At 34.4% G+C, this 21,606-nt stretch carries 13 protein-coding genes; all 13 read right to left on the bottom strand.

Annotated elements, in window-relative coordinates; translation table 11 throughout:
- Positions 1 to 37: 37 nt before the first annotated feature.
- Positions 38 to 625 (bottom strand): cytochrome c oxidase subunit 3, encoded by a 588-nt coding sequence (locus EYY60_RS10365; protein ID WP_132989282.1) that lies wholly within the window; start codon positions 623 to 625, stop codon positions 38 to 40.
- A gap of 2 nt (positions 626 to 627) precedes the next feature.
- A complete protein-coding gene (gene cyoE / locus EYY60_RS10360) occupies positions 628 to 1,530 on the bottom strand; it encodes a heme o synthase (protein ID WP_132989281.1) in 903 nt (300 codons plus the stop codon).
- Between the two features lie 158 nt (positions 1,531 to 1,688).
- Positions 1,689 to 3,833 carry an energy transducer TonB gene (locus EYY60_RS10355; protein WP_132989280.1) on the bottom strand — a complete coding sequence of 715 codons (2,145 nt, stop codon included), beginning with the start codon at positions 3,831 to 3,833 and terminating at the stop codon, positions 1,689 to 1,691.
- Positions 3,834 to 4,577 carry a deoxyribose-phosphate aldolase gene (gene deoC / locus EYY60_RS10350; RefSeq protein ID WP_132989279.1) on the bottom strand — a complete coding sequence of 248 codons (744 nt, stop codon included), beginning with the start codon at positions 4,575 to 4,577 and terminating at the stop codon, positions 3,834 to 3,836. It abuts the gene before it with no gap.
- A gap of 107 nt (positions 4,578 to 4,684) precedes the next feature.
- Positions 4,685 to 5,077, bottom strand: a complete 393-nt coding sequence (locus EYY60_RS10345; protein ID WP_132989278.1) for a VanZ family protein — start codon at positions 5,075 to 5,077, stop codon at positions 4,685 to 4,687.
- Positions 5,070 to 5,450, bottom strand: coding sequence for a glycine cleavage system protein GcvH (gene gcvH, locus EYY60_RS10340; RefSeq protein ID WP_132989277.1), 381 nt, complete (start codon positions 5,448 to 5,450; stop codon positions 5,070 to 5,072). The genes EYY60_RS10345 and gcvH overlap by 8 nt, the downstream gene beginning before the upstream one ends.
- 85 nt (positions 5,451 to 5,535) lie before the next feature.
- Positions 5,536 to 12,753 carry a T9SS outer membrane translocon Sov/SprA gene (sov, locus tag EYY60_RS10335; protein ID WP_132989276.1) on the bottom strand — a complete coding sequence of 2,406 codons (7,218 nt, stop codon included), beginning with the start codon at positions 12,751 to 12,753 and terminating at the stop codon, positions 5,536 to 5,538.
- Positions 12,754 to 12,776: 23 nt separating this feature from the next.
- Positions 12,777 to 13,358: a Holliday junction branch migration protein RuvA gene (ruvA, locus tag EYY60_RS10330; protein ID WP_132989275.1), complete on the bottom strand. Its 582-nt coding sequence runs from the start codon at positions 13,356 to 13,358 to the stop codon at positions 12,777 to 12,779.
- 65 nt (positions 13,359 to 13,423) lie between these two features.
- Positions 13,424 to 15,715 carry an NADP-dependent malic enzyme gene (locus EYY60_RS10325; protein WP_132989274.1) on the bottom strand — a complete coding sequence of 764 codons (2,292 nt, stop codon included), beginning with the start codon at positions 15,713 to 15,715 and terminating at the stop codon, positions 13,424 to 13,426.
- Between the two features lie 159 nt (positions 15,716 to 15,874).
- A complete protein-coding gene (locus tag EYY60_RS10320) occupies positions 15,875 to 16,300 on the bottom strand; it encodes a CBS domain-containing protein (RefSeq protein WP_132989273.1) in 426 nt (141 codons plus the stop codon).
- A gap of 255 nt (positions 16,301 to 16,555) precedes the next feature.
- A complete protein-coding gene (locus EYY60_RS10315) occupies positions 16,556 to 18,559 on the bottom strand; it encodes an OmpA family protein (RefSeq protein ID WP_132989272.1) in 2,004 nt (667 codons plus the stop codon).
- Positions 18,560 to 18,571: 12 nt separating this feature from the next.
- Complete coding sequence (locus EYY60_RS10310; protein ID WP_132989271.1) at positions 18,572 to 19,486, bottom strand: PorP/SprF family type IX secretion system membrane protein; 915 nt, start codon at positions 19,484 to 19,486, stop codon at positions 18,572 to 18,574.
- Positions 19,487 to 19,538: 52 nt separating this feature from the next.
- A partial coding sequence (locus EYY60_RS10305; protein WP_132989270.1) for a T9SS type B sorting domain-containing protein occupies positions 19,539 to 21,606 on the bottom strand: 2,068 nt, incomplete at its 5' end.

Below are 21,606 nucleotides of genomic sequence, written 5' to 3'. Positions count from 1 at the left end.
ATATTCGTTAAAAAGTTCCCAAATTTACGTTTTTTTCTTATTTAAAGAAATATAAAAATAAAAATAAATATACCCATAATAAATCCAAAAAGTGCCAATACATCGCACCTAGTTCTATACCAAGAGTTTGAGTCGAATTGTATTTTTGTTTAAAATGATTATAAATTATAATTAAAAGTGAAATTAATCCGCCAGCCAAGTGCAATAGGTGCGTTACAGTAACTACATAAAGGAAAGTTGTAGTAATTGAGCTACCTTGTCCTGTAAAATAATATCCTTTTTCAACGATTTGTCCAAATCCTTGAAATTGTAATACTACAAACAAAACTCCTAAAGCTAAAGTCGCCAAAAGCAAAGCTGTAACTTCGCTTCTTTTGTCTTTCTGAATTGCTTTTTTTGCTAAATAAAAAGTAATACTGCAGCCGATAATTACCGCTGTACTATAATAAAATGCTGATGGAAGTTCAAAATCCTTCAACCAGTCGGCTCTTGATTTACTTACCACAAATGCACTTGTAAGTCCTGCAAACATCATGGTCATACTTACCATAGCGAATAACAAAATCAGTTTTGCCGATTTTGATTTTCTTAATTGTTCATCATTTGCTTTAATTGTCATTTCCATAACTATCTTAAAAATTTATCTACTATAAATACGATCTGCAATAGTGAAATGTATGATACACTTACCAGCATCAACGTTCTCGCTGCTTTTGCAGTTCTCAACTGATACAATTTTACTGCATAAAACAACATCCATAATCCCAACAAAAACACCAAAACTGCTGCAATTGGAGAAATAAATAATTGTCCTGTATAGCCCAAAACTGGAAGTAATGACGCTATAATAAGCCAAATTGTATACAAAATAATCTGCAACGCCGTTCCTTTATCTTTCTTTCCTGTTGGCAACATAAAGATTCCTGCTTTTTCATAATCTTCATACAAAAACCAACCAATTGCCCAAAAATGAGGAAATTGCCAGAAAAACTGAATTAAAAACAAGGTTCCTGCTTCAATTCCAAATTCACCTGTTGCTGCAACCCATCCTAACATAAATGGTATTGCACCAGGAAAAGCACCCACGAAAACAGACAATGAAGTAACTGTTTTTAATGGTGTATAAATACTTGTATATAAAAATATGGAGATTGCAGCAAACATTGCTGACTTAGCATTGATGGTATAAAGCAAACTGATTCCGATAATCGTAAGCAGACTTGCTACAAACAACGCCATCTTAGGAGACATACGTCCAGAAGGCACTGGACGGTTTTTGGTTCGATCCATCAAGGCATCGATATCTTTTTCAATTACTTGATTGAATGCGTTTGAAGCCCCAACCATACAGTAACCGCCAATTGACAAAACAAGCAAAACACTCCATTTAAAAGGGTGCTCATCATTCACCCCTAATAAATATCCTGCAATTGAAGAAAACAAAACACTAATAGCCAAACCAGCCTTAGTAATCTCTTTGAAATCCAGAAATATTGATTTTAGTGAAATTGTATTTTTTGTAGCGTTCAAACCTTTATTGTTTGTATATTTTTTTTTGAGTGCTGCAAATGTACAAATTAGATTGTAGAATCTAAACCAATAAATTTAGATTTTTTTCAATAAAACCTTTACAAAATAAGGACTTGCAAATCTTTAACACAATTATTTCGAAAAATCCTATAAAAATCCTAGTAATCAAAATACCAATTGAAAATATCTGAACGCAATCCGATAGTAAACCAAGTCGTGCTTTGTTTAAAAGTTGTTGGTGTATCTTGAGTCGGATCGAAGTTTCTATAAATAAAACTTCCGAACAATTTTAGATTTGTCATTGGGTTAATCAAATAACCTCCTTGAATATCTGCAATAAAAACATCTGTTTTATTTCCTTGCCCCACTTTCACTCCTTTATCATATGGGCGTTTTACATCATAGCTTTTATAAATATCGCCTCCATAATTGTAGCTGTCCTGTGCCGTATTAAAATCAAGCCCACGTTTTCCAATATTAAATTTAGCATCACCAAAAAGACGCCCTTTGTGATATCTTCCAATTACCACAAGCTCATTGAAATTTCCGCCCCATTGATGCCCAATACTTTGGTTGTTATGTCCATAATTTGTAATTACTGCACTATGCGAATACACATAAGGACGAACATGATTGTATTCTACCTGCAATAAGAGATCTTTTACATCAAATGCGTTGAAATATTTCCCTCCAATTTGAAAACCAAATTTGTTTTTCCAGCTTTGATCTCCAGCCTTCACGTCTGAAACCGAAAATTCATCAATCAAAAATTGCGAATATAAATTTATGCTGTTATTCCATTTGTATTTTCCAGTAATTCCAAGCATAGCATTTCCGCTTCTTGAAGATGAAGTAAACTCAACAGTTCTGTAAAAAATAATTGGGTTTACGAAATTGACATCAAATCCTCGATTATTTGTATCCGTCCAAACCACTGATTCAAAGAACCCTAAATTTAATCTATTTGAAACATTCCAGCTCAAATAGTGGTTTGCCATGAATTTTGTTGCGTAAGTTTTATCAACCGTAACTTCTGGACGAACATCTTTCAGCCACATGTACGTATTTGTATATTTGATTTTCCAGAAAGTCGTATTAATTTTAAAATACGGATATGGGCTCGCCCCATCACCCTCAAGCAATGAACGATATCCATCTCCAATAAAATTCCTTCCATAACCCAACTGAAGATCAAAAAACTTATATGGAGCATATGTAATATCAGCTTCTGCCAAAGGAAAATCATACGCATCTGTTTTAAATCGCTTTGCAATACCAACTCCAGGAATAATCGCCGGATTTCCTCCTGATGGTTTTAATGATTCAGCGTAATCGTTAAAATATCCTGCAAAACGCCCCTGACTTTCAAAAATAGTTGTTGTAAAATTTAATTTTTTACCAAGACCTCCTCTAAAATTTAAAGCGCGAGTATTTACATAAGTATAAGAAGCATCAAGATCTGAAGCTTTTCCTAACTGCAGATCAACTATCGGATTCAAAGCCAGCCAATAATCTTCTCCTTGAATCTGTACTAAATTTTCATTCCACCATTTTCTTCCCAACCAAGTCGTGGCCTTCTTTTGAAGCGACTCGTTTACAGCTCTCAAATTATAATACTTTGAAACTTCACTATAAGTATAGGGCTTTGAAGCAGTATGACTATTACTCCCTACCTGATTCATCGCGCCATCAAATTGGGCATAATAACTATGAGAAAAAGGAATATTCAAATAACTATCAAATTCTGGATTATTGTATTTTTTATATACAATACTATCCAATTCTGTCATAGGCTTTTCGGCCGGCTTCAAAATTTGCGATGCAGCCAAAGCTTCAGCTGCTAATTGTTCAGAACTTTTTAAAGGGATATTAATCGTAATGGTGTACTTTGAATACGTAGGTTTTCCGTTGTAAGTCGACGGTTTAATTGTTGGGAATTTTGCAAAAACACTTTTCGCTGCTTCAGACAAATCCTCATTTGCCGTATTTACATAAATTACTTTGAAAGCTCCTGTCGCATCAACCTCAAAAAGCACTTTTACTTCGCCTTTATAATTGCTTTGTTTTAAATTCTCTGGCACTTCAAAATTCTGAAAAACAAAATCGTGAACCTCTTTATAAAAGCAATCTTCTAATTTTTTATCCATTAAATTTTCGCAATTCTGAAAAACAGGAAACTGTTCGCTTGTAAATCCAGATTTAACCGAAGTAGCATTATTTTCTTGCGCAAAAACAAACAAAGAAGTCATCATCAAAACAAAAGTAAGGGCGCTTTTGTTTGTTAAGTAGGTTTTGGTTTTCATTTAATATTGATTTGGGGTATTCCCTCCGTCAGCAATTGCTTTTGCTGATGAAGTTCCAATTCGTTTAACTCCTAAACGAATCATTTCTATTGCATCTTCATATGATCTCACACCGCCCGCAGCCTTAACCGGCAATGGCGATGCATTTTCTAACATTATAATAATTACTGGAACCGTAGCTCCATTTGGCAAATCATTTTCTGTTTTATAAAAACCAGTGGATGATTTCACAAATACTGATGCGTAATTCTCTTCTTTAAAATTAGATATTACAACATTTTTTATCAAAGCTGACAGCTGGATAATTTCTTTATCTGTCAAGGCTGCTGTTTCAATAATCCACTTTACAGTTTTATTGTGAGCTAAGCCAATTTGAGTACCTAATAAAATTTCATTTTTAACTAAAGCAATGTCACCATTTTTGAAAGCTTCATAATTGCAGACAAAATCCAAATCATCTGCCCCGTTTTCAATAGCTTCATTTGCCTCTTTAATTTTGGTTTCCAAATCTGATTTGCCTTCCGGAAAATCAATAACAGTACCAACAAGCAAGGCCGAATGAGCTTCTAAAATCATTTTTTTTGCCAAGCTGACCTGTTCTGGCCGAATCATAATCAATTTAAATCCTTCCGCAATTGCTTCTTCAATTGCTTTTTCAACCACAACATTATTTTCTGCTTCTGAAAGCCCAGCTTGCGAAGCAGTTTTAAGATACGTTGAATCAAGATATTGCTTAATGTTCATGATTATCTATTACATCAGATCGGCACAAAAATACATTTTAAATTCAAAAAACAGCACTAATATTAGGCTTCATTTTAGGATAATAAAAAACCCACCGAAGTGGGTAATTATATTCCTATTATTTTATCGATCTGCTTCCTTAAACCTATGGCCGAAAAGACGCCGGCGGTTGCACCAATCGTATTTGCTAAAACATCTGTTACATCTGGAGTTCTCGTAGTTGTCAAAACTCCTTGTAAAATTTCAATTGTAATTCCAAAGAAAACTGAAAATATAAACGAAATCAGATAGGCTTTATAATCATTTGCATGTTGTCCTTTAAGTTCTTTTTTGAAAAACAAAATCCACGAAATTGTAAATCCAAAATGAAAACAAAAATGAACAATTTTATCTATGCTTGGAAAATTAATTGCTGGAATATTACTTGAATTTGTCAAACAAAAATACGTAATGATCCCTGAGCAGATAATTGCCCAAATTAAAAGAAGTTGTTTAGGCACCGATAAGTTGTTTGTAAGCTGCGTCAGACAATAATGAATCTATTTCTGATGCATCAGCAATTTTAATTTTGATCATCCATCCTGCTCCATAAGGATCAGAGTTTACAGTTTCTGGAGCGCTTTCTAAATCTTCATTAAAAGCAATGATTTCACCTGTTAAAGGCAAAAACAAATCTGAAACTGTTTTAACAGCCTCAACTGTTCCAAAAACCTCATCTTTATCTAATGTTTGATCTAAAGTTTCTACCTCAACATACACGATATCTCCTAACTCTTTTTGTGCAAAATGAGTAATTCCTACAGTCGCAACATCTCCATCGATGCTAACCCATTCGTGATCTTTTGTGTACTTTAAATTTGCTGGTATGCTCATAATAGTATGTTTGAAAATTGATAATTTAATAAATAAGCCACAAATGTAATAATCTTCTAATAAAATTTAGTTCAGAATCCTAAATTTAATTTCCGAAATTATATCTGAGCGTAAATCCTGATCTAATATTTGTAAGCGGGAAAGAAGTCGAAATAACTGCTTTCGAGAATGAATGGTCATAATAAAATATCGCTGTCAAATTTTTGCTGAATGCATAATCTGCTGTTAATTTTAATGCCCAAATATTTTGCCCTGCCGCCAATTGGTTATTATCATAATCTAAATAACGAACTAATGTTTGGTTATTTCGATATGAAAAATCAGCTTTTATATTAATGTCACTTTTTATAATTCCTGTTGGGTTATCAGCCAATCGAGATGAAAAGATAACATCTTTAAAACGGTATCCTGTTCCTATAACATATTCGACACCTCTTACCTCTGTCAGCAAATTATTATCAAAACTCATTGACAAGGCTCTGTCTCTCTTAATTTCGGTCACTAAACGGAAAGAATTTTTAAGTTCAAAATCAACCTTTATCAACGGGCTGAATTGTTCTACCAAATTGACATTTGACATTATCGTACCGTTGTAGAAATTCGTATTAACATCTTGCCCATTCGGGTTTTCATGATAATCAAAGTTAGATCTAAACTGATTTATCGTATAAGATGCACGGTAATTGTGCTGCAACGAGAAACGTCTAAATTTATCTTTGAAATACTTATATCGCATCAAACCGTTGTATTTTATACTCCAGTTTGGAATCGGGAAACTTCTAAATATATCTGTCGAACTACTCGATGCATTTCCTCCTGAATAGGCCGCCAAAAATGATGGCAATAAAACAGCCTGATTGCTTTTTGTGTAACCAATTGGATACCCAACATTCGCAGTATAAATAGCATAATTCGGATCTCCAACAGCAGGAATTGGATTGTTTGCATCTCCATACCTTGGTATTTCATTTCCTGCACCATAGTGCTCTTCAGCCAAACGATTGGCAATAACCAAACGATTATTTCTAAACTCATCAAATGCTGCAGATTGTGTTTCATTGCTTGTCGCAAAAGATGTTTTAATCAACACCGTTGAAATCGAAAACATTCCATACGTATATGGCGACAAAGGCATATATTCTCCATTTATCACACTATATTGTTCTGATGAATTTTGCGAATAAGCGCGATCCATAGCCAGGTCAATTGTCAAATCAGGAAATGGATTTATGTTTGCAGTTACTTTTAAAAGCTTGTTTGTCACCTGTGTGAAATTCTGGTTGAAATTTTCATAATTAGTCAACCAACCATTTTTTGCAGATTCGTAACGAACATCATCTTGGCTTCCAAAAATAAATCCTAACGAAGGTTTTGCTGTACCAAAGAAACCAATGCTAGGTGTATATCCTGGCAATACTGTTCCGCTGTTTTTGGTATAGTTGACCTGAACGGTTTTAAGACTTGTTAAAACTCCAATCAAACCATCATAAAACGGACTATTATTAGCAACTGTTGGTTTTGTTGGAGTACTTACAACTTTTTCTCCTGGCTTTGGCGGGCCAGCTGGTTTAGGTGGTGCTGCTTTTTTAGCACCAGGAGTAAGTCCAAGATATTTATACAACAAATTCATATTTAAAGTTGAAGACAACGTATTTGAATTTGCATTCTGAATTGTATTTCCTAAGTTATATATAACTCCATTATCTTCAAATTCAGCCATTGCCGTAGAAGAACGTTGCCAGCTGTAATCTGCTTTGTATTCATAATTTGCTTTTACGAAACTCAAAACCGGAATTTTATTAAGCGGAATTTCATAATTCAGCACTAATTGTTGCATGTGCTGATTTGGAGTTCCTAAATCAAAATAATCATCCCAAATATTAAAATCTTCTTTTGGCGTTTTATCCTCATTCAAATAATTTTTCACAATATTATTTGATGCCGCTGTATACGTTAACTTCAAAGATTTGGTCAAATTAAAACCAAAACCATATTGATAATTAAAAGCAAAATTTCTTCTATAAAGTGGATCAAGACCAATTCCTTCAACTTCAACAAGCCTGTATTGCTGACGGTTGCTTTGTCTTAAAATATTTGTATTGAATGTAATATTTGAAGGCAAATAATTAAAATTGAAATCACTCAGCATTTTCCAATAATCACTTTTCTTCATGAATTTGGTCTGCTTGAATGGCACAACTTCTTTTGGCTGAAAATTATATGCATAATTCACAGCTGAATTTGATTGTTGATCGCGATAATCTTCTACTTCATAATCGTGACGCGCCACTTCATTATAAGATTGTGAAAAAGTGAAATTTTCTACATCATAAACATGAGGTTTTTGCTCTGGAGCTCTGTCTTTTCTAACACCAATAAAGTTAATACTCTTACGTTTTGTATAATCTACTGCACGGGTTCTAATGTTGTCTTTTTCCGCTGGATCAGTAGTTTCTTTAATCAACTGATCTAATTTGATATCCTGATTGAATGGATCATATTCTGGCGTAATAACTTCTTCACCAATTGCATAGTTAAATGGCAAATTAATTCCCCATTTATGAGGCATTAATTTTCCTAAATTCAAATTTGTTACAATATTATATTGCTGAATATCTTCTCTGTCTCTTTCGTTCGCACCTTGCTCTAAAGATCCAAAACCAATTGTACTTTTTCTACCCGTAGCAGAAACTGTCGCAAAATCGGCCATATTGGTATCTACATTCAACAATGCGGCCATTCCGCCTTTATTGTCCAGGTCTGACATTCGAAGTTCATTGAACCAAACTTCTCCTTTTATATCTTTATGATCAGCCCTACTCTTAACTCCGACCATCAAATTTCTAACCAAACCAAAATTCGGATTTCCTTTAATACCTAATCTTAATTTGCTGTCACCATCACCTCCACTTGAAGCTAAATCCGGATCATCATCAGGATAATATACTCCATTAATATCTCTTTTCGGAGAATTAACATCCAAAGGCATTGCCTTGATTTTCATACTAGTCAATAATTCAAGCGCCAAATCAATGTTATTTTCTTCCATCCAAACCAAATCAGGACTTATAGTACAAGAACCTCCCGTTGGTGTCACTTTTAAAGGAATTTCGACTTGATAATAGTTTTGCGTGAAGTCATTACCAAAACGAATAAAACCAACCATTTCGTCATCTAATAAATTCGCTTCATTTGGCAATGATTCCGCATGCAGGAACATTTTTAACTTTTTGTATTGACGCATGTCAACACTTACATTTTTGAAAACTGCTCTTGAATCCAAATACTGCAATCCGCCACCTCCAATTCGCACCGCTAAAGCTTGTTCGTTTTGGTTGATTATGGTATTATTATTATACAATTGCTCTCTTTGAACTCCTGGAGGTATAACATAATTTACTGGACATTTTGTACCGTTCTCCTGAATGTTAACTGCCGCAACATCAAACTGTACGCCATCATCATCTGGATTTGGGTCGTTTGCATCAAGTGTTCCTGTATATTTTCTCCATTCACCTCGCACTAAATCCAAAGCTCCGAAACGAACTGTCATTTGATCATTAAAACCAGTCATAAACATACGCATGAAACGAATCGATCTAAAATCAGATATGTTTCCAATTGTATTTTGAGGCGATGCTACTGGAATCTTAAATTGAATCCATCTTGCTGTTGTAGTTCCACCATTTGGCAATTCAACATTACTCACTTCACGGATATCCGTAATATAATTTGACCCAACCTGCATTCCGGGCTTAAGCTCAACACTGTATTCATAGTAAGCATTAATCGTGCTCATTGTATTATCACGATTAATATCCTCCACGTCTGGCAATGTTGTCGAACCACGATTTGGATCATCAATACTTACAGCTGAGTTTCCTTCTGTACCATTATATTTTTTATAACGATTAATAACATCTCCATCTGTATTTAGATAATATGTATAGTTATCGGCTGCAGGGTCATTTTCTCCCGCATAATTAGTATAAATTGAGCCTTCTTTAGCATCCGGCAAACCATCAAGACCAACGTCTTGGTTTCTTCGATTATCCGGATTAGTATCAAATGCATAGATTAAAGACTGCGAAGCCGGCACATCTCCCCAAATCGGTTGTGGATTTACCATTACTTGATCGGGGCCTAAACCATTTTCGTATTGTTTTCTTCCATCTTTTAAAACATCTTCTGAAATTTCACCTAAGTTGAAATAAATTTTCCCTGTATTATTTGCTGGTGCTTGTCCATTTCCTACATAAGGATCTAATACCCAAAATTGAATATACTCAACATTTCCTTGTTCAAAATTCGTAGAGTTTAACGCACGCATAATTCCCCCAAAATTAGAAGAAGGATTATTCGTTCCGAAATTTGGATCATTATTATAAGGCCCTCTATCTGATGGGAAATAAGTTAAATCAAGCGTATTAATTACTTGGATCTGACCTTGTGCAATATCTGTATTTGGATAAAGCTCTTTACTATAAATTCTTCGGGTTGTGTTTAATGATAAATCATCATTTGAAATTCCACTTGGTTTTGACGAATAAAAGACCGGATCAATAGTGTACCAAGCTAATTTTGCACGTTTGAAACCGTAATCTAATGTATTGGAATTAGCATTAAATGTATTGTCGTTTATTGAACCCAAAAAAGGTGTCGAAGCCAAACTCCATGCATATGCGGATCTCATATCGATAGTAGTTTGCGAACCTTCAAAATCATCAACATAAATGGTTGCTTCACCTTCAAAATCACTTGCTTTTGGAGCATCGGGTTTTAAGAAAGCAACCTCACCACGAATCGAAAGATTTGATGGAACATCGGTATCGATATTTGGAAGTTTATTTACTAATCTTGTAAAAAACGGAACCTCAGTAGCATAATTTCCATTGAATCCAAAAATGGTATTATTCACAGATTCCTGACCATAGCTTGATTTTTGCGTAAATGGCTTTTCAGACATTTTCAAATAAGAACCTCCAACAACAAATTTATCTGATATTTTATGCTCGACATTGAATCCTATAAATCTTCTAGTTTGTTGGCCAAAAATGGAATTATTCTCTAACGAAACTTCAATTGGCGTATTTGAAGCTTGAAGCGAAGGATCTAAAATTTGAACGCGACCTAATTGATAATCGACGCTATAATCAATTCCTTCAACCAATCTTCGTCCTGCCGCCATGACCACAACAGATCCTTGTGGCACGTTGAAAGCTCCAATCGGAATCCCGTTGCTTCCTGAAGATTTATATTTTCCTCGTAACAAGAATTTATTCTTATCACTATCCTGCAAAGCACCAGATTGCGTATTGCGATACATGTTTCTAAATACATATTTCTGCTGATTCGCATTATATGTACTCGGATCATTATATGTTTCACCAGAACCTTGGTTTTGCAATTTTTTAAACAACAATTCCCCAAAAGGCTCTTTTGTAGTAAAAATAATTCTACCATTTTGAACATCAACCGTAATACCTGGCAAGTAGTCAAAGAAGCCGTCTCCACCTGTTTGTGGATCGTTATTGTAGTTCAATTTATCCAAATTAAAGACATTCAATAAAGGTGTCTGATCTACTTTATTGTCTGGCGTTGGATTAGATGGAAAAGAAGTTCCTGCAACTGGCGAGATATAGTTTATAGGAGAAGGATCTGTATATAGAATGTTCATTCTAAAATCATCCTGCTTGATTTGGTATGCTTGCGGAATTTGATAAACGTTTTTCATCATCAAGTTCCAAACTGGATTTTGAACATTTGTCAAATTGCTCTTAAGCATTTTCAAAATCAAACTCTGAGTAATAATTGCCTGATTTGAATTATTATTCCCTGTAACAACAGTCGCATCAACTCCATCACTTCCAAATTCCCCTACTTGATAAATCTTGCCTCCTTCAGTATATTCATAAGCAACAGCCAAAATTTCATCATTTGCCAAACGTTGCTGCAACGATATATATCCTAACTGCGGGTTAAAAGTAAATTCGTTTGCTGTTAATTTTCTAGCATTTTCTAATATCGAGTAATCAGTTCCTTCACTAACATTTGTATTGTTAAATCCAGACTTTGCTGTGACGATTTCTCTAATATTTGAATTTAAAAACGAGCCTGGCTGTCCAATTGCTGCAGGATCGTAAGCATTATTCTCATTTTCTGCAGGAGAATCGATAGGTATTGAAGGGTTAAAGAATCCTGCTGTTGAACTGATCACTACAACTTCATTATCTGGAACACCACTTAAACGGCCTTCACCTAAATCTTGGAGTGCGACTACATTACGAAGGTTATTGTTAGTTGTACTTACTCTGTTTTGTTTGTTGGTTACCCAAACTTCTATTCGAGTAATTTGAACACGACTATTTATTACCGGATATGTTTTTAATGACTCATCATATTTATCTCTAAAATATTGTGACAAGAAAAAGTGTCTGTCATTGTCATAATCCAATGCATATAAATCAAAGTTTTGAACTGTACCACCTCCTTCGGCTACAACACTCTTCGTTTGTGATTTTTGTTCAGAGAAAACACCTGTAATTGTTGTTTTACCGAATTGCAATTGAGTTTTCACCCCAAATAAACTTTGTGCTCCACGAATCAATGTACTGTTTAAAGGCATGCTAACATTACCCACTTCGACTTTCTGAATAATATCATCTTCCGAAGGCGTGTAGGCTAGCTTAAATAAGTTTTGAAAAGCAAATGTGGATTGAGTGTCATAATTAGCATTAACTTCTAAGCGTGTACCCACTTTTCCCATCAAACTCATACTGATACGCTGATCAAAGTCGAACGTAAGACTTGATCTGTTTCTCGGTGAAAACGAAGGATTGTCCTGCTTGGTGTATCGAATACCCAAATCCATTTCGACAGAACCTGTGGGTTTTACATCAATTGTATTGCTTCCAAAAATACTTTCAAAGAAGTTTGAATTTACGTAATATCTTGGCAATAAATTCTTTTTTGCGGCTTCACTACCCGCTTTTTTTCCATCAATTGCATCAGCTTTTTTTCTGAAATACTCTCGTCGAGACTCTTTCAAAACCAAATCCTCATATTCTTTGGGAGTTAAAATAATAGGATAGTTGACAGGAAAGCCGTCAACCGAATTGGTATAAATATAACGATCTGAAATTGGGTCGTATTTATATGCCGATAGTATGCTTGGAGGATCCTTCAGCTCTACTTTTCCTGTAGAATACTGAGTTTTGGTTGTATCTTGAACTGCTGGATTTACTTGCGCTCGCAAAACATTGCCGCAAAATAAAACCAGTAAAAAAATACAAATTTTACGCATACAATTGGTTTATGTTAGTTGTGTTACAAGCTTTTTAACGCTTTTTTTATGATGGTTTCTGCTGTAGCTTCTGGGTCTTCTTTTACAATCCTTTCAACTACTTTTTCAGATGCTTTACGAACAAATCCTAAAACTTCCAAAGCAGATAACGCTTCATCTCTATTTGTATTGTTTTGAATTGCCGAAACTTCATCCAAATCGTACAACTTTAACACTTTTTCTTTTAAATCAAGTATAACTCTCTGTGCAGTTTTGCTGCCAATTCCTTTAATTGACTGTATAACTGCTACATCTCCAGATGCAATAGCATTAATAATTTGTTTAGGTTCTATTGAAGACAACATCGTCCTCGCAATATTAGCGCCTATACCAGAAACCGACAACAACATTCTGAATATTTCGCGCTCTGACTTTTCTACAAAGCCAAATAAAGTATGCGCATCTTCTTTAATTTGAAGATGCGTATACAATTTTATAAAATCAGCATTAGGAATTAGCGAAAAAGTATGTAAAGAGATATTTACATGGTATCCCACTCCACCACAATCAATTACGACTTCTGTGGGATTCTTTTCAACCAGCTTCCCTTGCAAATGTGCTATCATAAAAATAATTTATAGTACCAAATATACATAAAAAGTTAAGACAATAATATCTTATTCTTGTAAGTCTATTGGGCTAATTTATTTTTTTTTATTTCTTTTTCTTGAGCATCTATCACAGCAATTGCTGCCATATTTACCATTTCTTCAACACTTGCTCCTAGTTGGAAAATGTGTACAGGCTTGTTAAGTCCCATCATAATTGGGCCAATTGAACCTGCTTTATTCAATTCTTTCAATAGCTTATAAGTAATATTTGCTGACTCTAAGTTAGGGAAAACCAGCGTATTTACTTTTTTGCCAGCTAATTTAGAGAATGGGAATTTTTCTTTAAGCATTTCTGAATTTAAAGCGAAATCCGCCTGAATTTCACCATCAATAGTTAATTCAGGATGATTTTTATGCAGATAAGCAACAGCTTCTCTAACTTTTGATGCATTTTGATGCGTTGATGATCCAAAGTTTGAATATGAAACCATTGCAATAACAGGATCAATACCAAACATTTTTGCAGTTTTAGCCGTCATCAATGCAATATTCACTAAATCCTCAGAAGATGGATCAATATTGATTGCTGTATCTGACAAGAACATTGGTCCACGTGCTGTAAGCATCATATTGGCGGTTGCAACAAGTGAAGCGCCTGGAGCTTTTTCAATCAATTGAAGCATTGGTTTCACAACACTTGGATAACTTCTCGAATGACCAGTTACAACTGCATCTGCTTCACCTTCGTTCACCATCATAGCTGCAAAATAGTTTCTTTCGCGCATGAATTTTTGAGCATCAAGTAATGAAACTCCTCTGCGCTCTCTTGTTTCCCAGTATGAATTTGCAAAACGGTTACGTCTCGCTTCTTCTTCATTTGTCTTAGGATCAATGATTTCTAAATCTGCATCAAAACCTAATTCTGCTTTTAATTCTAATATGATTTCTCTGTTTCCTAATAAAATTGGAAAACCGATTCCATCTTCATAAACAATTTGAGCTGCTTTTAAGACATTTAAATGATCTGCTTCAGCAAAAACAATTCGTTTAGGATTTAATTTAGCACGATTTGTAATTAAACGCACCATTTTATTGTCATTCCCCATGCGCTCACGAAGTACATCTTCATAAGCTGCCCAGTCTGTAATTGGATTTTTTGCAACTCCAGATTCCATTGCTGCTTTCGCAACTGCAGGAGCCACAACAGTGATCAATCTTGGATCAAATGGTTTCGGAATGATATATTCTTGTCCAAAACCAAGTTTTGTAGCGCCATAAGCTACGTTAACTTGTTCTGGAACCGGTTCTTTTGCCAAAATAGCTAAAGCTTTTACCGCAGCCATTTTCATAGCTTCGTTAATTTTTCTAGCTCTTACATCTAGCGCTCCTCTAAAAATATATGGAAATCCAAGTACGTTGTTAACCTGATTAGGAAAATCAGAACGGCCTGTAGCCATAATAACATCTTTACGAGTTTCTACAGCTAAATTATAATCGATTTCCGGATTTGGATTTGCCATTGCAAATACAATCGGGTTATCTTTCATTGTCAACAACATTTCTGGCGACAAAATATCTCCTGAAGATAATCCAATGAAAACGTCAGCGCCTTTTACAGCTTCTGCCAATTCAATCTTTGGACCATCAACAGCATATTTTAATTGTAATTCTGAAAGTGAAGGATTGTCTTTTGTTAAAAGTCCCTTACTGTTGTACATTAAGATGTTTTCTACCTTTACTCCTAGTAAAACATATAAATCTGTACAAGCAATTGCTGCAGATCCTGCACCAGAAACTACCATTTTTACATCTTCAGCTTTTTTGCCTGCTAATTCAAGTGCATTAATTAAGGCTGCAGAAGAAATGATTGCTGTTCCATGCTGGTCATCATGCATTACCGGAATATCTAATTCTTCAATAAGTCTTCTTTCAATTTCGAAAGATTCTGGCGCTTTGATATCTTCAAGGTTAATTCCTCCAAAAGTTGGAGCAATATTTTTTACTGTCTGGATAAACTCTTCAACATTTTTTGTATCAACTTCGATATCAAAAACATCAATATCAGAGAATATTTTAAATAATAAACCTTTCCCCTCCATTACAGGTTTTCCTGCTTCAGGTCCTATATCTCCAAGTCCTAAAACAGCTGTACCGTTTGAAATTACGGCAACTAAATTTCCTTTTGCTGTATATTTATAAACGTTTTCAACGTCTGCTGCGATTTCTAAACATGGCTCTGCAACTCCTGGCGAATATGCCAATGACAAGTCTCTCTGGGTTGCGTATTTTTTTGTTGGAACTACCTGAATTTTTCCTGGAGTCGGCTCTGAGTGGTACAGTAGCGCTTCTCTTCTTTTACTCTCTTTGTTCATTATTTTTAGCTTTTATTCTAGCTTACAAAGATATAAGTCTTAGTTTAAAATGGGGCTTTTTTAGTGCTTTCTTTTGTTAAAATAACAATTTATTACATCAAAAAAAAATAGTCCTTCAAAATCGGGACTATTTTTTCATCTATATATTTTGGCTTCTTTTTATTGCGAAATATAAGAATTCAAGTGATTTATGGTATCTTTTTGAATTTCGATAATTGCTTTTACAACATCGCTTATTGAAATAATTCCCACTACAGTTCCATCTTCTAAAACTGGCAAATGTCTGAATCTTTTTGTGCTCATCAGCTCCATGCAATCTTCAATATTATTTGAAAGATTTACTGTGATAACATTGCTTTCCATAATTTCATGAACAAAAGTCTCTTTTGACGATTTATCCTTCAAAACAATTTTTCGAGCATAATCCCTTTCAGATAATATTCCTTTTAGGTCAGTTCCATCAATTACAAGAATTGCCCCTATGTTTTTTTCGCCCATTACTTTCAATGCTTCATAAACTGTTGTAGATGAAAGTACGGAATAAACATTTCTTCCTTTTGCGTTTAGTATTTGATTTACAGTCATATCTGAAAAAATTTAGATTTATAAAGTTATAAAAAAAAAGACATAATTTATTCTTCAACTAAACTTTTTAAAAACCTAACACATTCATTTTAAATAAAATACACTGCTTTTTCATTTTTAAAAATTATCTGGCAAAGATTGAAATCAATTTGGAGTATTTTTTGTGAAAAATAAGTTTTTTTAACGCTTTTGCCTTTTGTGCAAAAAAAAGCTCTTTTCATTACTACAGAAAAGAGCTTTTTTTATTTTTTATTTTTACAGACCAACAATTATAAATTCACTTCGTCTGTTTTGCTGATGTTCTTTTTCGGTACATTTTACTCCGTCAGCACATTTGTTTACTAATTTTGTTTCACCGTATCCTTTTGCTGTCAATCGGCTTTCATCAATTCCTTTACTTATGAGCCAATCTTTTGTAGATTGCGCTCTTTTATCTGATAAAATTTGATTGCTTTCAGATGATGAACGGCTGTCTGTATGCGAACGAATATCCAATTTTACATTTGGATACTGATTCAAAACATCGACGACTTTTTGTAAATCTGGTTCAGATGTTTTTTTGATCGTCGCTTTTCCTAAATCAAAAAAGTTCATTGGAATATGAAGAAGTTTTGCCAAATCTGTACCAATTTTTATTGGGCCAATTTTTACTGGCTTTACTGCTGTCTTTTTAATTTCAATGGTTTTAGCTGCTAAAGGCTTGAATATTTTTTGCATGGTAAAATCCATGGTAGTTTTGCCATTTTCTTTTTTGAGCAATGCCGAAACATCTTTCATTCCGTAATCACTTTTTGAAGCTCTTATCGAATATTTTTTGCCACATTTTATCTTTGGAAAAATGTAATTCCCTTTTTCGTCTGTAGCGATTGTTGCAAGCGGATTTAAATTTTCGTCAAACAAAGCCAAAGTTACATTTGCTAAAACTTCATTTGATTCAGAATCAGTAATTGTTCCCATTAAATCTTGTTCGCAAACCAATCTCTTAATTTCGGTAAAACGATAAATATCATCTAGACCATGTCCTCCATCTCTATTAGAAGAAAAATACCCGTTTCTGTTTTTACCATCAAGCGTAAATCCGAAATCGTCTTTTTTGCTATTTACGGGTTCTCCAACATTTTGCACATCATCTTCGATCGTGTTGTCTGCATTTATTTTAGTTACAAAAATATCAAGTCCGCCAAGCCCCGGGCGTCCATCAGAAGCAAAATAAAGTTCATTTTCAGCCGAAACAAATGGGAAAGTTTCTCTTCCTTCGGTATTAATTATTGAGCCTAAATTTTGAGGTTGGCCAAAACTTCCGTCAGCATTTATTGCAACTTTAAACAAATCAGATTGTCCTAAAGTTCCCGGCATATCTGAGGCAAAATACAATGTTTTTTCATCAATGCTCAAAGTTGGATGTGCAGTACTGTACTGATCACTGTTGAATGGAAGCTCTTTTTCATTTACCCATTGGCCATCAATAAAATCAGCTTTATACAGTTTTAAAAGCGTTACTTGTTTGTCGTTTTGCCCTCTTTTGCCGTCTGTGAAATTATTTCTGGTAAAATACATTGTTCGGCCATCTTTTGTAAAAATTGGCGTTGACTCGTTGAATTTTGATTTTTGATTTTTACGAAGCTGCTTTGGATTACTAACACTTCCGTCTGGCATCAAATCAGAGATATATAATTTAGAGAACGATTTGTTTGTCCATTTAAAACTTGTTTTCGTAATTCCACCCGTATCTCGGGCTGATGTAAAAACAATTTTTTTGTCGTAAATTACACTTCCATAATCTGAATAAGGTGAATTTATTCCAGCATCGGCAATTTCATATCGTCCAGAATTAAACTTAATATCGTCTAAATAATTTTTCTCATTTCTGATCAAAAAAGCTCTTTTTTCTGAACCTGCTTTTAAATTGAATTTTTCTAAAACTTCGTTCGCTTTTTGATAATTCCCAGTTGCTTTTAAGCATTGCGAATATCTATATAAATATTCAGGTTCTTGTTCTTCATTCATTCTGAACAATTCATCATACCACTGCAACGCCGACTGCAATTCACTTAAAAAATAATAGGAATTAGCCAGTCTTTGCATTATTTTTTCATCTTTTGTTCCTTTTTCGATAAGGCTTTCATATGCTTTTATGGCATCTGCGTAAGCATAATCATCATACTTTTTATCTGCGGAGCTTATGTTGGTCATTTGTGCATTTGCATTGAAGAAAAAGCAAACAAATAAAACAGAAAAGCTTAAAATTTTAATTCTCATGATTGTAACGAATTAGAAGAATCTTGGAGAGATCATTTTTTTATAACTATTGAAAAACTCGTAACGAAGGAAAATTTCATGAGATCCTGAGTTGTATCGTCTTAAATTGGTTGTTTCATGATCATAGCCGTAACCAATATACATTCCTTTTGATACCTGAAAACCTGCCATAGCACTTACTGAAGCACTCCAGCGGTAAGCAAGACCTACAGTAAATTTATCATAAAACATGAAATTCCCAGAAACATCTACTTGCAAAGGTGCTCCTTGCACCATTTTTGTTAATAATGCAGGTTTGAATCTTATATATTCTAACTTGTCCAGATTAAATACATAACCTGCAATAAAATAATAATTGATTTTGTCTTTAAAAATAGCAGTCGTATTATCGTCATAGCGATTTGTTTCGATAAAATTAGGTATAGAAAATCCTAAATAAGCTCGATCAGAATGCCAATAAACCCCAGCGCCAACATTTGGTGTAAATTTATTTTGAAGATCTTGAAATTGCTCCTCTCCTTGGTTTTCGAAACTCAATTTACTTACATCAAGATTAAAAAGATTCGCAGTTGCTTTTACTCCGAATGAAAGTTTAAATGATTCAGAGGTCGGAATACTATAAGACAAATCTGCAGATAAAGTGTTTTCAACTGTTGGTCCGATTTTATCATTGACCAAAGAAACACCCAATCCTAATTTACTGTTATCACTTAGAGGTGTATTTAATGAAAATGTACTTGTCTCTGGTGCGCCATCAAGCCCAATCCATTGTGTACGATACAATCCAAACAAACTTAAAACGCCTCTAGAACCTGCATAAGCTGGATTCACCGAAATTGTATTGTACATATATTGTGTATACTGCGCATCTTGCTGAGCGGAACACACAACCGAAAAAAACATAAAAATTAAAATTAATTTTTTCATTTAGTAAGCTTTAAAAAACGGCTCAGCTAAAAGTCAAGCCGTTTATTATTTTTTATTTATTTAGATACAAGTAACCTGACTGTTCGTGCTGATTTGAATCGTTATCTTTATATTTCAACGTATAGAAATAAGTTCCTCCTGGCAAACCATCTGATTCTTTTATCGTCGCTCGTCCTCCTGAAAACCCAACAAAAACTCGGTCTTCATTGTTGTAATGATCAATATCAAAAACCAAGACACCCCAACGATTGTAAATTTCAACCGTATTGTCAGGATAACATTCTATTCCTTGAATATAGAATCTTGCATTTTTCAAATCTCCATTTGGAGAAAAAGCATTCAGCACTTTTACTTTACAACCATCTAAATCCAACACTGTCGGATTATCACCTGTATTGCTCACATCATCAGATTTATCTTCAACTTCAACTCCTCTTATGCTTTTTCCTAAAGCAGTTGCTTGATTGCTTACTTTTCCTGCAATAATATCACTTTGAGTAATTTTATATTTGGCCGTAAAATTATTGTCGTTTGATTCTCCTACTTCCAAATTAATTGCCTGTCCAGAAACAACAACACCCGGTAGTGGATCTGTAATTGTAATTCCTTTTAATGGAACGTTACCTGTATTGGTTACTTTAAATTTGTAAGTGATAGTTTCACCTGCATTTGCAAATCCATTTGCGTTTTCGTCATTAAATACAGCTGTTTTGATAATCGCAATATTTGGAACTTCAACAAAAACATTCAATGTAGATGAACTACAATTAGATGAATTTGCTTTTTCACATACTTGATAAACTAAGGCATAAGTTCCTGCAGGTGTATTTGGTTTCACATTTACCGTTCCATCTGCATTAAATTCAAAATATGGGCTTTTTGGCGTATTAGAAATCACCACATTTGCTGGATCAATCGGCAAGCCATTCCATAAGTCATTATCTAAAACATTTACAAATTCAAGCTGTCCGTTAACTCCGTCTACACTTACTTGCAGGTCATCTTTCGTAACAATCTGTGGCGTTGATGCTGGATCTTCTGAATTCACCACTGTTACATTCACAACTGCTTGACTGCAATTTGATAAGTTAGACGCTTCACAAATTTGATATGTCAATTGATATGTTCCTGATGGCGTACCTTCTTTTACATCAACTGAACCATCTGTATTTAAAATCAAATTAGGATTTGCAACTACAGTACTCAAAACAACTGCAGTTTGATTTACTACAACTCCATTCAAACGGTCATTGTTAAATATATTCAATGCAGTACTAATACCTTTTTTAGCATCGATTGGTCCTGCGCTGTCATTGTTCGCTTTGATTACAAATTTTGGTCTAGCATTACACTGTGGTGTTGCAGGCGGATAACTCACTACAACATTTACTGTTGGGTTTAACGAAAATTCCATTGTTACACCAGTTCTGGTTTTTTCAAATCCATCTGCACCTTCTGTCCATTGGCCATTTGTCAGTAACCATCCTGGCCAATCAACTCCAATTCCGTTACTGTCTACGATTGCTCCTGGCCATAATATACTTCCACTCAATGGCAAGTTCGTTTGAGTAGCCACTACATTGTTATCACTGTCAATCCATTTTACAGTCAATAAATTATTTGTTGTAAAATTATCCGGTGTTACATTGTATGACACGTATGGTACATCATTAGAACAATAGCTGTTTGTCGTTACTGTCATTGTAGGAAGAACAACTGAAACTTTAACATTGGCTGTTGCACAATTTGTTGTATTTAATTCACATACTTGATAAGTAAGTTCATAAGTTCCTGCCGGTGCATTTTCTTTCAGCACTATCGTTCCGTCTGGATTTAAGCTTAAATATCCTGCTGGATCAGCAACTGTTACTGAAAGATCTATATCAGAAGCTGTAATTGGTAATCCATTTTTAGTATCATTTCCTAAAACATTTACAACTGTCACTGGATGGTTGACTCCCGCAATTGGGCCCGCTAAATCATCTTTCAATACTAGTAAATCTCCCGTCACTAAAACATAGCTCTTCACTGTATCGCAGTTCAGTGCATGATCGTTGTCGCAGATCGTGTATTCCACTTCATAGCTTCCTGAGGCTGTGCCCGGAGCTACCGTGATTGTC

Source organism: Flavobacterium zhairuonense (assembly GCF_004352915.1).
In the GTDB taxonomy this organism is placed as follows: Bacteria; Bacteroidota; Bacteroidia; order Flavobacteriales; family Flavobacteriaceae; genus Flavobacterium; species Flavobacterium zhairuonense.
Note: the sequence above shows the minus strand (reverse complement) of the source record. Positions and strands in the feature narration are given on the sequence as shown.